The organism is Aromatoleum evansii (assembly GCF_045689615.1).
Lineage (GTDB): Bacteria > Pseudomonadota > Gammaproteobacteria > Burkholderiales > Rhodocyclaceae > Aromatoleum > Aromatoleum evansii.
This window is the reverse complement of record NZ_CP141259.1, coordinates 3,681,400-3,693,602: the sequence shown is the minus strand read 5'-3', so window position 1 is coordinate 3,693,602 and position 12,203 is coordinate 3,681,400. Positions and strand designations below refer to the sequence as shown.

Below are 12,203 nucleotides of genomic sequence, written 5' to 3'. Positions count from 1 at the left end.
ATGCAAGCATTGCAATCGTCAGGAGAGCGCCATGGCGACCAATCTTGTTGTGCGCAACGTCGAGCCCGAGGTCGCGCAGGCCTTGAAGGAGGCGGCGGCTCGGCACGGGCGTAGTGCTGAAGCGGAGCATCGCGAAATTTTGCGGGTGGCCCTTTCGCGACCGGCTCGCCGAACCTTCAAGGACGTGCTTGCGAGCATGCCCGACGTGGGTACCGACGAAGACTTCAACTTTAGGCAGGGCTGATGTACCTGCTCGACACCAACATCATCAGCGAGCTGCGCAAAGGCGGGCGCGCCAATCCCGGCGTTACCGCCTTTTTTGCGACTCTGGCAGCGGAAGACATCTATCTATCGGTGCAGACCGTCGGCGAGATTCGTCGCGGCGTCGAGACCATCCGTAAACGAGGTGACCGCGAGCAGGCGAATCGCCTCGAGGCCTGGCTGGACATGGTGATTGCCGACTACCCGGACCGGATACTGGGCTTCGACCTCGACTGCGCGCAGATATGGGGAAAGCTCATGTCGCCGAGTCCCCAGCATCCCATCGACAAGCAGATTGCCGCCATTGCGCTCATCTACGACCTGACGGTCGTCACGCGTAACACGGAAGATTTCGAGTCCACCGGAGTGCGGAACATCAATCCCTTCAGCTCGCCGCTGTCGGCGACCTGAGCGGCGGTCACACCGGCGGCCGGCTCGGCCACAGGCACCCTCACATGGAAAACGAGAAAAATACCTTGGTCTCGCGCGTCGCGGCCCATATCGCCGCAAGGTTCGCAGACGAGAGCTCCGGCCACGATTGGCACCACATCAACCGGGTCTGGAAGCTTGCCGGCCGCATTGCCAGGAACGAGGGGGCAGACCAAGAGGTGGTTGAACTGGCCGCACTTGTCCACGATATCGCCGACTGGAAGTTCCATGGAGGCGATGACGCCATCGGACCGCGTCAGGCGGAGCAGTTGCTCAGGCAGGAAGGGGCTTCCGAGGAAGTCATCGACCAGGTTGTCGATATCGTGGCGACCATCTCCTTCAAGGGAGCTGGCGTCCGTACCGAGATGAAAACCCTGGAGGGGAAGTGTGTCCAGGACGCGGACCGGCTGGATGCGCTCGGTGCCATCGGTATCGCCCGTTGTTTCGCCTACGGTGGACATGCCGGCCGCTCGATGTACGACCCGAATGTGCCGCCGGTCCTGCACGGTACCGCGGAGGCGTACAAGGCCGCCAAGGGGACGAGCCTCAATCACTTTTACGAGAAGCTCCTGCTTCTCAAGGACCGGATGAACACTGCGACCGGATACGCTCTTGCGCAGGAGCGTCACCGGTTCATGGAAGAGTTCGTGGAGCGCTTCCTCGAGGAGTGGAACGGGGCGAAGGACGTCCACGTGTAACGCGGGGCTAGCGGGGGCAAGCGGGTACGCTCGACAGGTCGAGCAGGTGGAAGTCTCCCTGCAAGAGCGCCTACGCCTCATCGCGTCACGAGTTGGGCGTGCAAAGGCATGTGGCGGCCCAGGGAACGGACGCGTTCGCCTTGCCATTCCGAGGATATCGCTCAGTACGCGCCCTGGCCCCCGTCGGTTGCAGCACTCAAAATCCGAAGCACGTCAGCGCCGTGGCCCGCGCGAATCTCATCGAGGGGCATGCGGCCGGCCAGCAAAGGCTCCGGGTACGTCAAGAAGTCGTGCGCCTGCCACGCCCGGTGCTTCCCGAAAGCCGCCAGGATGTCCGGCAAAACCCGCAGGACATCGGGTTCGAACTGCCACGCCGGGTAGCGAACGCACGACCTCACGCCGCGTATCGACAGCGCCAGGACCTGACCGGCGAAACGCATGCGACGGAGGGTTCGCTTCGGAATCGCGGAGAACCGGGCCGCTTCCTTGGGTGACAACATCCCTCGGACGCGAAGTTGCGCTCGTTGTTGTCGTCGGCCGCGAGCCAGCAGTGCGCGCTCAAGCCTCTTGCAATCCTCGTCGTCCAGGGACTCCTCATCGAGGTCGGTCCGGTCATTTTCCAGCATGTCGGTCTCGCTCTCGTCTGGGATGGCTATCGGTGCAGCCACTCGAGCTTCTTGCGCAAGTCCGCTTGCGCGGCGTTCGTGCCGAGCCCGAGAAGAGGGTCCGTGAGGGCAAGGTTGGCACGGTGCTCGTCTGCCCACCCCGCGTCGTTATCATCGACAGCGAGCCAGCGGGTATGGCGATGTCGCTGGACGGCGTGTCGAATTTGTTCGTAACGGGTCAGGTTGTCCCATCGCCGCGGAGCCGTTTCGTACCACCGTGGCCCCGACGACACGGCGTCGCAGGGACTCGGGCAGGTGCGAACGGACGGTGTCGAAACCCAGCACCCGCGCCCACGAGGTCGAGAGGACAATCTGGAGCGCAGGGTAGGGTGTGAGGAGGTCCTCCAGGACATCGGTCCATTCGAAGAGCCGGAAACCGTCAGTGCGCAGAACGATTCGCTCACCCTCGCGGTACACGGCGTCCGGATGGAGCACGCCGTCGTAGTCGAGGAAGACGGTCGGGCGCTGCGGTTCTCGCTGCCGTATTCCGCCACTGCTTGCCATTCCCGGTTCCCTCCTCGGTCGACTCCCGCTGAGTGTGCGCGTGAGGTGTCGGGAAGGAAATGCGGGATTGTCCTAACGTATTGTTTAAAATAGTAGTTTTGTCAAGCGGACGAACGATTGCAGTGCAAAGGTCGCGCTGGCGGGGTGTCTCGTAGTGACGGCCGCTCGAGCCGCTCAGTGGGTGGCCCGATAAGCCACACCGAAAGGGGCTGCTACGGCGAGCACCCGTTTGTCGCGTGTCCAGATTTTCGCGCCCGGCGCCAGTCGGACTGCGGCGAGAAGATGGGCGTCCGTGTATCCGATACCCCTCCCGAAAACCGCGTTCGCTTCGATGAACTGGAGCACCTCCTCATCCGTGGCCACCGGAGCCCGCGGCGGTTCTTTCAGTGCGCCAAGAACAGCATTGCGATTCTGCAGGTTTCCCAACGCAAGTTCACCGAACACATGCGGATGCGCAAGTACCCGTCCGTCACCGAGCAACTGGACGAGGTGCTCGTCGCCTCCCCGCAGGTGGTCAATCCAGATGGACGTGCCCACCAGAATCATTCGGTCGGCTCCGGCCTGTTATGCTTTATTTTCGGCTCAGAAATGCTTAACGGCACAGACGGCGGCGTACGCTCGCTGCGCGCCCTCAACCACGAGCTCGGGCGGCTCAAGTTCGGCACCGACAGCTTCACCATCGACTGGTCGAACTGGGGGCCGGAGTTCAAGGAGCATTACGACTTCTTCAGCGCCGCCTACGACCTCGCCGATGCGCAGGAGACGGGCGGGCTGTTCGGTGACGCGGTCCTCAGCCCCGAGGATTGCGTCGTGCGCGACCGGCTGGTGGCGCTGCTGCTCTCCAACAACCAGGGCCGTGCGTTGCGGGAGCTGCAGCGCATCGCCGACTACCGCAACTACCGGCGCTACGAAATCTGGAAGGAGTCCGACAGCGGCTCTCGCGTCGCGCTCTCCGAGTGGGGTACCGGCTCGGGCGGCCAGCTCGAGACCCCGGCCTACATCGTGCGTGCGGCGGTGGTGACCAACCGCCTGAAGCACTACGAAAAGGGGCCCCACCTCCACCTACTCGTGAACGACGAGTCCTTCGCCAAGATGGATGAGCGCCGCGCGCACGACGTGATGCGCTTCATCCGCGACAGCCTGGGCATGCAGCTGGTGTGCGCGATGCCTACCAAGCACGCCGGCGCACTGAAGTCCGAGTTCACCAAGGAGTGGTGCTTCACCCGCACCGACGCCGAGGGTAACTCGAGGTGCCACTCACCGGTCCGCAACCGGCGCAGTTCAGCCTCGTTGGCAAGCTGCTTCGCGTGGAGGCGCGGTGCAAGGCAAAGTGCATTTCGCTGCAATAGCAAAGTAATTTCACGAGCTATACCAAAGTGAATTTACTACTCATGCCAAAGTAGATTTCGCCGACCATGCCCATTTTGCACGCCCCTCTCAAACGGGCTCGCCCTTGCTGGCCGCTGCGTTCCACCGCGCCTTCTCTTCGGCGAAAAGGTCCTTCGCCTCCACAACGCCGTGATGCTTGTCCTGTAGGCGCTTCAGCGCTCGCACGCGGCGAGGACTACCGAACGCCGCCGCCCGGGTGAGCAGCGCGAGCGGGCGGATGTCGCATCCTGCTCGGTGAAGAAGCGCCGTGCGTCGTCTTGCCTTGCTGTGCTCGTCGCGGCAAATAGTCCGTAATCGCAGGCTTTATAGCTATACGGACCAGGATTGCAGACATGAAGTACGACGAAACCCCAATGATGACCCAGTCCCAAGTCGCTGAAGCCAAGTCCATAGGCGAAAAACTCGCCAGGCTGCGGCTCGCTCGCCGGCTTCGGCAGTCGGACGCTGCGGCACGTGCCGGCATGTCACGGTCGACGGCGGCTCTTATCGAGAGGGGCGACCCGGGACGCACGCTCGCCCAGGTTCTGCGTTACCTAGGGGTCGTCGCGCCGGGACTCACCCTCCTGGCGCTGCTGCAGGAGGAAGACCCCTCGCTGCACGCCCTCGCCGCGCGCGAAATCACCAAGCGCGCCCGTCCGCTGAGCGAGGCGGAACTCAGGGAGCTCGATTTCAGAAAGCTGCCGTCACGGCCCCTCGAGTGACGCTGTAGGCAATCTGACCCTGTGCGACAGCAACTATCGCGCTCAATGATATTCTCCCTTCATGTAACTGCGAGGAGCAGGCAGTGAATCGGCTCGTGAAAAGATTCTTGGTGGCGGCGGTCCTCGTCGGGACCCCGTTCATCGTGGTGAACGGACTCACGGTCTTCGGGAATGGTCCGTGGAGCACGCCCGGCGTCGAGCTGCTCGCGATTCCTGTCCTCTTCGGCCTCTTCGGCGTTTTGGCCGCGCCGCTTGCAGCGCTTTTCAAGTCGATGCGTCGCGGGGCCCTTGGTGTCTTGGCCGTCTGTGCCGGGCTCGTTGTCGGTGGGCTCGTCGGAATCGGTGTCGGTGGTTCGTTGAGGTCGTACGCGTTTGAGCGCGCAGCCGAGCGAGCAGTCCCGCTGGTGGCCGCGGTGCAGGCATTCGTTGCGCAGAATGGCGCGCCTCCTGAACAACTCGCGTTGCTCACGCCCGGCTACCTCCAGTCCTTTCCGGAAGGGGTGCCCCCGCTCGAGATTGTCGTCGGGGAAAAGGCACGAGAGCGCTACCTGGGGAACCCGTGGGCCCTGGTTGCCAAGGTTCCAGGCGGGCTGCTGAACTGGGACACGTTCATCTACCTGCCGAACCAGGAGTACCCGGCAGAGGGACTTGATGGCCGGCCGCAGCGGCTGGGGGCGTGGGCGTACTTGCATGAGTAGCCTTTCGACTGCCTCCCAGATGAGTCTGGACTTGCGGGACGCGTACAAGAAGACGCTTTTGTCCCATGACCTGACCGCGATGAGCGCGAAGCGGACGGAATACTCGGGATTGTTCCTGCCCGCAGCACAGCCTGAATTTCTGCACGCCAGCTTTAAGGTGATGCTGGTCGGCCAGGAAACGAAAGGTGGGTTCGGAAAGCTTGAAGGATTCCTGAACGCTCGCGACGAGGGCAGGGTCGATGAGTACCTTCAGAAACGCTACGCCCTGTACGGGGGCTACCGCGAGAAGAAGCCTGGGAAAAGTCGCTTCGGGCAGTTCCTCAGGATGTGTGAGCGAGAGCTCAATTTGCCATCCCGCGCGGTTCACTGGTCCAACCTGTTTGCGTGCGACTTCAAGCGCAAGACGCCCCGGCACCGGCCTACCAGCGAGCTATCCGAGCTTCTGCGGCTCTCCGGCGAGCTGTTGTCGCTTCAAATCGAGCATCTGAAACCCGACGCGATTCTCTTCACCACGGGACCGCAATACGACCGGTTTCTCAGGGAGATTGTAGGAAAGCTCGGCGGTGTGGAAGCGTCACACCGAGTGGTTCCGCGCAAATTGTGGACCTTCTCCGTCCGCGGGATTCCGTGTTTTCGGACGACGCACCCGCGCTATGGGAGCGACAATAGCCATCGCGGTGACGCGTTGAGCCGGATTCGGAACCTGCAGCGACAAGCGGCCGTCGCGTAGGCGACGATAGTCATTCGTCTCGGAGACCGAGGCGCGCGGCATCGACCGGCCGCCGCCGCATGAACCGTTGCCGACGCTCAATCCTCGCGGGTTCGCAGTCGGCAATCACCGAAGGTGCAGAGCGCATGGACCAGGCGCCCATCCGTGCAACGGGCCTCGTAGAAGTTCGTGTCGTGCTGTTGCTTGAACCGGACCGGCAGTTTCGTCGGCTGGCACCCGCTACTCGCGACGGCGACGCGCGCATTTTCCGCTTCCTTCTGGTCCGCCGCCCCTGCAGAACTACCGAGCGTGTACACCGGTGCGCCACGAGCGTCCTGAATAAGGCGCGAAGGTGCGGAATTTGCGTTCTGCGCCGGAGGCGGGGTGGGGGTGGGGGTGGGCGTGGCAGCGGGTGCGGGTGCGCTAGTTTCAGTGGCGGTCCCGGTCCCGGTGCATTGGAACTCCTTGGTCACTGTCCACTGGGAGCATCCGCTGAATCCGCCGAACTTCGTGCACTGGCGGGTGACTCCGCCAAACGCTTCCGCACCAGAGTAGCCCCAGGTCTTGCACCGTTGAGCGGCGAGCTTCACCGCTTGGGCCTCGCTGACCCGGACGTCCTCCATTTCGTGAGACTCGTACGCCAGGCGTACCACCCCGTCGGCACGACTGCCCCCGGTCGCGCTCCAGTCCCTCGTCACCGCACAGCCAGAAAGCAGCGCTGCCAGCGCAAGAGCGGCCAGTATCTTCGTCATCACACACTCCTCATCCGCAACAGTTCAGCTGCATAGATTGTAGGTTGGCGGGGATGATAGGTCGATAACCGGCGGGCCGTCTGGGCAGTAGGGACTGTGAGTTGGGTCACGCATGCACACTCAATGGCACCCTGGCCCGCTCTCGTGCCGTCACGGGAAAATGGCGCCGGCGTAGCGTCAAGCGAATGCCTCCTCCAGGCACCACTCTCCCGTGCGCAGCCGGCGCAGCTCCGCCTCCTTGACGAGCTGCAGCGCGTGGATGGCCTCCCGGTGCTGTTCTGCATCGGGGGCGTTCGGCAGGCGCGCGAGCTGTGCCTCATGCGAGCGCAGCGCACGCTCGACGGCCTCGAGATACGACGCGCAGCCTGGCAGGGGCGTCAGGCGCAGGCTCGTGTGGGCGAGCTCGATGACCTCACCTGGTCGGAATCCGCGTCGGCACACTCCCGACGGCTCCCAGTGCTGCGCCGGCTCGAGCACGCCGGTGATGCGCACGCGGCCGCGTCAGGGGCTCCCCGCGACGGCCTCCAGCACGCCCACGTAGACGCCATTGGCTGCCGTCCAGGCCCATACACGCTGTCCGATGTACCGCTCCGCTTCTTGGCTGGGCATGTTCCGTCTCCTTCCGCCGGAGGGCGAGGGCGCTCCGAATCGCAAACTGTACATTTGTACAGCATAACGGATTTTCAGGGCGGGGCGTGTTGTGGCGCCCTCAAGAGACGCTGTAGCCGAGCTGACGTTCATGCTTGACGGCCAGGAGCACGACTTCAGTGGGGGAATGGGCATAGAGCACGACGTGCTGTTCGACGACATACTCGCGCAGCTCCGGCAGCCCCGCCTGGGCCGCCAGCGCGAGCACGCGCTCCGCCCGCATCCGGGCCTGCACCGAGTGTCCCGATAGGAAGCGGGCGGGTCGGCCGCTGGCTGGCGCCCAGGTGAGCATAGCGACCATCTCGCGCAGGCGGCTGCGCAGCTGACGAAACCGCGCTGGGGCGGACGTCTCGTCCTGCTCAGTGAAAAAGCGCCGTGCGTCGTCGAGATTGGCGAGGAAGTTCGGCGCGGCCTCGACCTTGGCGCGTTGCGGCAGGGTCATTGGTCGGTGGAGTCGGCCAAGGCCTGCATCAGCTCCGCGGTCGACACCCGCTCACCTGAAAGCACCTGCCGCAGTCCTTCTTCTGCCTCCTGTAGCAGGACAAGCCCGGCGTGCTCCGCCTCGAGCGCATGGTAGTAGTCGAGCTTGCGGGCATCGACCAGCGCGACGAAGCTCGAACCGTTCTTCGTGAGAATTTTTTCGGCACCCGCGCCGACAACCTCTTCGGCGAGCTCTGTCAGGCGCGTGCGGGCCTCGCTAATCGGGACAATATCGCGGCTTCGCAAATTCATTACAGTATCCGTTAATGAATCCATAAATCCATTATAGTGCCCCGGCCAACAAAGTGGGAGCCGCGGTCGAGGATGCCGTCGCCCAGCAGGTGGTCGTCGAGTTCGTGGCGGAGGACGGCGGGACCTACACGCGGGCGTCGGTCCGCGCTCGAATCTTCTTCGACTCCACCGGGTAGAACGGTACCCGCGGCCGAACGTCCCGTTGAGCTTGTCGAGGCCGGCGGCCGAACTTGGAGCGGCTGTTCGGTATTTTTCAAGCGACCCCTGCCGTTCCACTCAGCTTTGCAGCGTGGAGGGCGAAGCAAGCGCGCACGGTTCCAGTTCGACGATTCGCCTGATGCCCCCTGACGCGTCGAATTCGCGAGACAATTTCCGCAGAGGAAGTGAGGACCTGCAGTGGGGAGGGAGGCGCCAATGAGGACCGCAATCGGCAAAACTCGAGCTTCTGGTCGGATGTTCGGCCCGACTCCACTCCCGGCCCGGGACGAAGGACCTCAGTCTTACACGGGCAGTCCGCCGGTGTGCCCGGGCAACGTGGCCGTTGAGTGCCCTCAGCGGGGGGGCGAACAAGAGCGGCTGCGGCAGGGGGCGAACGATAAGCTGTGCGCGGCGCTGAACCGCTTTCACGAGGAGCACGGTTCGTTTGCCGCCGAATATTCGAATCTATGGCACACGGTTGCCCGGTAATCGCTCCGCAGTAGCCGAAGTCATTCTGGGGTTGTTGGTCACGGTAGGGGTGGGGCTCACTCGCGATGAGGGCGCTCCGCGGGCGCCCGGCGGGGGTAGAAGTTGCGCGCTCACCTTCGGGTTCGCCTGACCAGCAGTCCGCTTCTACTTCCGCAGTGCGAGGATGAAACTGTGACCAAGCCCCTCGACCTTCGGGTCAGGGGCGAATTGAGATAAGCTGTCTGGGTCGGGCGCCCCATAGCGGACCGGCGGTGGCGTCCCGTTCCCGCAGGGTGTTGCGCGGACAGCTTGGTGGGTGATTGCGACGTGATTGTCGGTCGGTCCTCATGCGGTCGGAGACCCCTGGCGTGACTTCCGGGAGTGCGCCTTCATCTCGTCGAGAACAAAAACGGGGAAAAGCCACGTCGTTTCACGGAGATTTTTTTGGCCATGAATTGCTTTATTTCGTGCCGATTGGTCAGGTTATGGTTTTCGAGGTTCGGCGGCGTGGGTGGAAGTGACTCCTCAGTGCGTTTTCAGGCCCGTTGGTGGTCGCGAGTTCGGTAGTTCTTGGCCACTTTATGCTTTATTCCGTGCCAGGAAATGCTTAACGGCACACTCTGGCCTTTTTCACGTCTGCCCGAGGCGCCAGTTCTGGCGCGGGTTCTTGTATTTGTGCGAAAGGCGGGTCCCGCGCCGGCACCCTTGTTTCGGGCGTTCTTCTGCCCTCGCTGCTCTCCGTTCTCTGTTTCTGCGAAAGGCGCCTTTCGGATGAGGGCAATATTTTTCAACGGGTTGCGAACGAAGGTTTGAGTGGCAAGTCGAGTGGCAAGTGCAGGGAGCGCCATCGTCGCGTGCGCCAAGCCCGCTCGCAAAGGCGTCGCGACTCTTGCAGCGGAACTATAGGATTCCGATTTTGCGCATGTATTCGACGACGTTGCGGCTGCGGAAGCCGATCGCGATTCTGACGCAATCGAGACCTTGGGCATCTTGCTGATACGGGTTGCCACCGCGTCGCATCATCAGATCGAAAGCGTCGGCCGAGTCGTCCTCCGCGGCTAGCATGAGGGGTGTCCGGCCGGGTGTGGGGTACTCGTGTGCGGCGTTCGGATTGGCGCCAGCCTTCAAGAGCAGTTCAACGATGCGAAGGAGATTCGGCTCGGAGAGTCGGCCGAATTCCTCCTTCACCGTTGCCGCCTCCAATTTCTCGAAGATGGCTCGATGTTGGGGAGTCAGGAGTAGATCGCGGAGGGTGCGTTCGTCTCCGAAGACCCCGCCCATGCTGACATTGTAGCGACGGAGCATCTCTCGCCGGACATGATCCGGGTCAGCCAGTAATGATTGACGTAAGTACTGGCGAAACCGTGTTGGCTTGCGGATCGCGCCAAGATTGCTCAGGCTACGGTACAAGGGCGTGACTTCATCGACCTGCCCGCGTCGATCCGGCGTCGCCCCCATCGCGAGCAGTCGTTCGACGACGTCGGGCTCTCCGTAGCGCACGGCACAGATCAGCGGTGTATGTCGCTTGCGCGTGGTCGCGCTATCGAGGGTGGCCCTCATGTGCGCGTGCGCGAGGAGCAGATCCAGCGCCCGCCGATCTCCACCATCCTCTGCATGTTGTATGGCGCAAAGCAGGGCTGAGCCCCCAGCCTCGTCAAGCTGATCGACGGAAGCTCCGTGCTCCAGCAAAGCGTGGACCGCATCGAATCGCCCAACGGACGCAAAGAGTCGCAACTGCGGCCAGCGACGCTTCTGTCCGTCCAGAGCGTGCACGGTTCTCACTCGATCAGGCTTGCGCAGGTCGGGTTCGAGTTGCGCGAGCTCATCCTCGTCGAGCATGAGGAATGGTAAGTGCTCGTGGTCGCCTTCTAGATTCGGTGCCTCCGGAAATCTTCCCTGACGCGGGAAGATTCGATGGAACTGCTGGCGGAGATGGTCAATCTCCCAATCCTCGATCACATCACCGCCTCGTGGGTCGGTGAACAGGCCGAATACGATGGCGCGGTGCTTGAGGGTCTTGAGCAGAGGCTTCTTTCCGCCGACGAAGGCGGCGAGCACCAGCGTCTCTTCAACAATCTGCTTCTGCTGGTCGCCGGCGCGGTAGTTCGCGAGGTTCGCCGCCTCCTCGTAGTAGGGCAGCGCATCGCTAAACTGGCCGCACAAGGCGTGCCAGCGTCCGAGCAGCCAGGCAAGGTGAAACCGAGTCCGTCCCTCCGGGTCATGTGTTTCGCAAAGTCGTCGAAACGTATCCAGGCCATCCTTCGTACGTGCCTGCTCGCCAGGCGCTTTCGGAGTGGTGCGCTTCAGGTCTTCATAGAGCATCAAGGCCGGCATCGTCAGAACGGAGAAACGCTCCCCGGCTTTTATGTTGGCCAGGGAAAGCACCCGTCCGATGTCGATATCCGGGAGCCCGAGTAACAGATGCCGGCGCATGAAAGCCCTGAAAGGCTGGAGCGATTCGTTTTCCAGCCACGCGAGGGCGCGGCCTACAAGCAGCCAGTATCGGAGGTTGAGAGTCTGTTCCTTCATGGTGACGTCGCCACTATCCGACAACGCGCGGACAAAGCGCTTGATGCTTTGAAGATCGGGAAGCTGTGCGCCACTCGCCCAACGGGCGATCAACTCCCGATCGGACCTGTCGGTGCCGGTTGATCCCGGAAACGCCGCTTTCGCGAGATCACGACCGCCGGCCTTGTCAAAGCAGTCGAGGACAACCGCCAGGGGGTGTTTTTCCGGATCGAGGAGTGCCATGAGATCCGGGCCGCCGAAGGCCTGCTTGATACCAAGCAGCAGACCGGTTCCATGCGGCGCGAAGTAATGCTCCACCAGTAGAGGAAGCGCATCGCCCCGATTCAGGCTGTCGAGTGGGACGTTCGCCACCACGTGAAGATAGCTGGCATGCACGTGGTCGACAAACTGGGCAACGAGTTCGGCAAAATCGTGATCGCTTGCGTCTCGCAACGGGTTCGTGACGAGCGTCTCTCGAAGCGTGGGCAGAAGGGACCAGTCGTTTTCACCTTCGCGCGCCAGGCGATCAACGACGCGATCCCGGGCCTTGGTGTCGAGCGCGCCGGCCAACGCACGATACAGTTCCCCAAGGCGTGGGTACGGCGGGCGGATTTCCGCGGTTGTCGTCTGAGTCATGCGGCGCAGAGAGTAAGCAGTTTGCGGAGGTCCCGCTTGAAGTTCTGGAAGGCGCGGTGGTCGCTTGGCGTGCAGGGCACCGGTATCCTTCGGCCAGCCGGAGATGTTAGCTTTCCGTGTCGTCCGCCCCTATGATATCGCCATCCTTCTCGGGTCAGGTTCCGGACGAGCGCAGCGATGTCCTTGTCGTTGCAGTACTTCATGACT

The 12,203-nt window shown here is 62.9% G+C and carries 14 protein-coding genes and 1 pseudogene; 7 read left to right on the top strand and 8 right to left on the bottom strand.

Annotation, left to right across the window (positions count from 1 at the left end):
- The first annotated feature begins 31 nt into the window (after positions 1-31).
- From U5817_RS17290 to U5817_RS17280, 3 genes are read left to right on the top strand one after another with little or no spacing between them, the layout of a single operon-like run.
- Positions 32-244, top strand: coding sequence for a FitA-like ribbon-helix-helix domain-containing protein (locus tag U5817_RS17290; RefSeq protein WP_312662864.1), 213 nt, complete (start codon positions 32-34; stop codon positions 242-244).
- Positions 244-672: a type II toxin-antitoxin system VapC family toxin gene (locus U5817_RS17285; RefSeq protein WP_407278207.1), complete on the top strand. Its 429-nt coding sequence runs from the start codon at positions 244-246 to the stop codon at positions 670-672. The genes U5817_RS17290 and U5817_RS17285 overlap by 1 nt, the downstream gene beginning before the upstream one ends.
- Before the next feature lie 44 nt (positions 673-716).
- Positions 717-1,388: an HD domain-containing protein gene (locus tag U5817_RS17280; protein WP_407278206.1), complete on the top strand. Its 672-nt coding sequence runs from the start codon at positions 717-719 to the stop codon at positions 1,386-1,388.
- Positions 1,389-1,549: 161 nt separating this feature from the next.
- Here U5817_RS17280 and U5817_RS17275 read toward each other — a convergent pair whose 3' ends face one another.
- From U5817_RS17275 to U5817_RS17265, 3 genes and pseudogenes are all read right to left on the bottom strand, one after another.
- Positions 1,550-2,014, bottom strand: a complete 465-nt coding sequence (locus tag U5817_RS17275; RefSeq protein WP_407278205.1) for a hypothetical protein — start codon at positions 2,012-2,014, stop codon at positions 1,550-1,552.
- A gap of 26 nt (positions 2,015-2,040) precedes the next feature.
- A pseudogene (locus U5817_RS17270) lies at positions 2,041-2,557 on the bottom strand (HAD domain-containing protein).
- A gap of 174 nt (positions 2,558-2,731) precedes the next feature.
- Positions 2,732-3,103, bottom strand: a complete 372-nt coding sequence (locus tag U5817_RS17265; protein WP_407278204.1) for a type II toxin-antitoxin system VapC family toxin — start codon at positions 3,101-3,103, stop codon at positions 2,732-2,734.
- Between the two features lie 42 nt (positions 3,104-3,145).
- Between U5817_RS17265 and U5817_RS17260 the strand changes: the two genes are divergently transcribed.
- From U5817_RS17260 to U5817_RS17245, 4 genes are all read left to right on the top strand, one after another.
- A complete protein-coding gene (locus U5817_RS17260) occupies positions 3,146-3,937 on the top strand; it encodes an SbcC/MukB-like Walker B domain-containing protein (protein ID WP_407278203.1) in 792 nt (263 codons plus the stop codon).
- Between the two features lie 341 nt (positions 3,938-4,278).
- Positions 4,279-4,647 (top strand): helix-turn-helix domain-containing protein, encoded by a 369-nt coding sequence (locus U5817_RS17255; protein WP_407278202.1) that lies wholly within the window; start codon positions 4,279-4,281, stop codon positions 4,645-4,647.
- Between the two features lie 83 nt (positions 4,648-4,730).
- Positions 4,731-5,345 carry a hypothetical protein gene (locus U5817_RS17250; protein WP_407278201.1) on the top strand — a complete coding sequence of 205 codons (615 nt, stop codon included), beginning with the start codon at positions 4,731-4,733 and terminating at the stop codon, positions 5,343-5,345.
- On the top strand, positions 5,338-6,075 hold the full coding sequence (locus U5817_RS17245; protein ID WP_407278200.1) for a hypothetical protein: 738 nt from the start codon (positions 5,338-5,340) through the stop codon (positions 6,073-6,075). The genes U5817_RS17250 and U5817_RS17245 overlap by 8 nt, the downstream gene beginning before the upstream one ends.
- 77 nt (positions 6,076-6,152) lie before the next feature.
- Here U5817_RS17245 and yecR read toward each other — a convergent pair whose 3' ends face one another.
- The 5 genes from yecR to U5817_RS17220 all read right to left on the bottom strand — a co-directional run bounded on the left by yecR (position 6,153) and on the right by U5817_RS17220 (position 11,996).
- On the bottom strand, positions 6,153-6,806 hold the full coding sequence (gene yecR / locus U5817_RS17240; protein ID WP_407278199.1) for a YecR family lipoprotein: 654 nt from the start codon (positions 6,804-6,806) through the stop codon (positions 6,153-6,155).
- 177 nt (positions 6,807-6,983) lie between these two features.
- Positions 6,984-7,247 (bottom strand): hypothetical protein, encoded by a 264-nt coding sequence (locus U5817_RS17235; RefSeq protein ID WP_407278198.1) that lies wholly within the window; start codon positions 7,245-7,247, stop codon positions 6,984-6,986.
- Positions 7,248-7,515: 268 nt separating this feature from the next.
- On the bottom strand, positions 7,516-7,896 hold the full coding sequence (locus U5817_RS17230) for a type II toxin-antitoxin system RelE/ParE family toxin (RefSeq protein ID WP_407278197.1): 381 nt from the start codon (positions 7,894-7,896) through the stop codon (positions 7,516-7,518).
- Positions 7,893-8,186 (bottom strand): type II toxin-antitoxin system Phd/YefM family antitoxin, encoded by a 294-nt coding sequence (locus tag U5817_RS17225; RefSeq protein ID WP_407278196.1) that lies wholly within the window; start codon positions 8,184-8,186, stop codon positions 7,893-7,895. Before U5817_RS17225 ends, U5817_RS17230 begins: the two co-directional genes overlap by 4 nt.
- Before the next feature lie 1,566 nt (positions 8,187-9,752).
- The gene (locus tag U5817_RS17220) at positions 9,753-11,996 is read right to left on the bottom strand and encodes an ankyrin repeat domain-containing protein (RefSeq protein WP_407278195.1); all 2,244 of its coding nucleotides are present in this window, start codon (positions 11,994-11,996) and stop codon (positions 9,753-9,755) included.
- Positions 11,997-12,203: the final 207 nt, after the last annotated feature.

What these genes read in the sequence shown, in the direction of transcription:
- U5817_RS17290 (WP_312662864.1), top strand. Translation starts at nt 32, where the DNA reads ATGGCGACCAATCTTGTTGTGCGCAACGTCGAGCCCGAGGTCGCGCAG.
- U5817_RS17285 (WP_407278207.1), top strand. Translation starts at nt 244, where the DNA reads ATGTACCTGCTCGACACCAACATCATCAGCGAGCTGCGCAAAGGCGGG.
- U5817_RS17280 (WP_407278206.1), top strand. Translation starts at nt 717, where the DNA reads ATGGAAAACGAGAAAAATACCTTGGTCTCGCGCGTCGCGGCCCATATC.
- U5817_RS17275 (WP_407278205.1), bottom strand. Translation starts at nt 2,014, where the DNA reads ATGCTGGAAAATGACCGGACCGACCTCGATGAGGAGTCCCTGGACGAC.
- U5817_RS17265 (WP_407278204.1), bottom strand. Translation starts at nt 3,103, where the DNA reads ATGATTCTGGTGGGCACGTCCATCTGGATTGACCACCTGCGGGGAGGC.
- U5817_RS17260 (WP_407278203.1), top strand. Translation starts at nt 3,146, where the DNA reads ATGCTTAACGGCACAGACGGCGGCGTACGCTCGCTGCGCGCCCTCAAC.
- U5817_RS17255 (WP_407278202.1), top strand. Translation starts at nt 4,279, where the DNA reads ATGAAGTACGACGAAACCCCAATGATGACCCAGTCCCAAGTCGCTGAA.
- U5817_RS17245 (WP_407278200.1), top strand. Translation starts at nt 5,338, where the DNA reads ATGAGTAGCCTTTCGACTGCCTCCCAGATGAGTCTGGACTTGCGGGAC.
- yecR (WP_407278199.1), bottom strand. Translation starts at nt 6,806, where the DNA reads ATGACGAAGATACTGGCCGCTCTTGCGCTGGCAGCGCTGCTTTCTGGC.
- U5817_RS17230 (WP_407278197.1), bottom strand. Translation starts at nt 7,896, where the DNA reads ATGACCCTGCCGCAACGCGCCAAGGTCGAGGCCGCGCCGAACTTCCTC.
- U5817_RS17225 (WP_407278196.1), bottom strand. Translation starts at nt 8,186, where the DNA reads ATGAATTTGCGAAGCCGCGATATTGTCCCGATTAGCGAGGCCCGCACG.
- U5817_RS17220 (WP_407278195.1), bottom strand. Translation starts at nt 11,996, where the DNA reads ATGACTCAGACGACAACCGCGGAAATCCGCCCGCCGTACCCACGCCTT.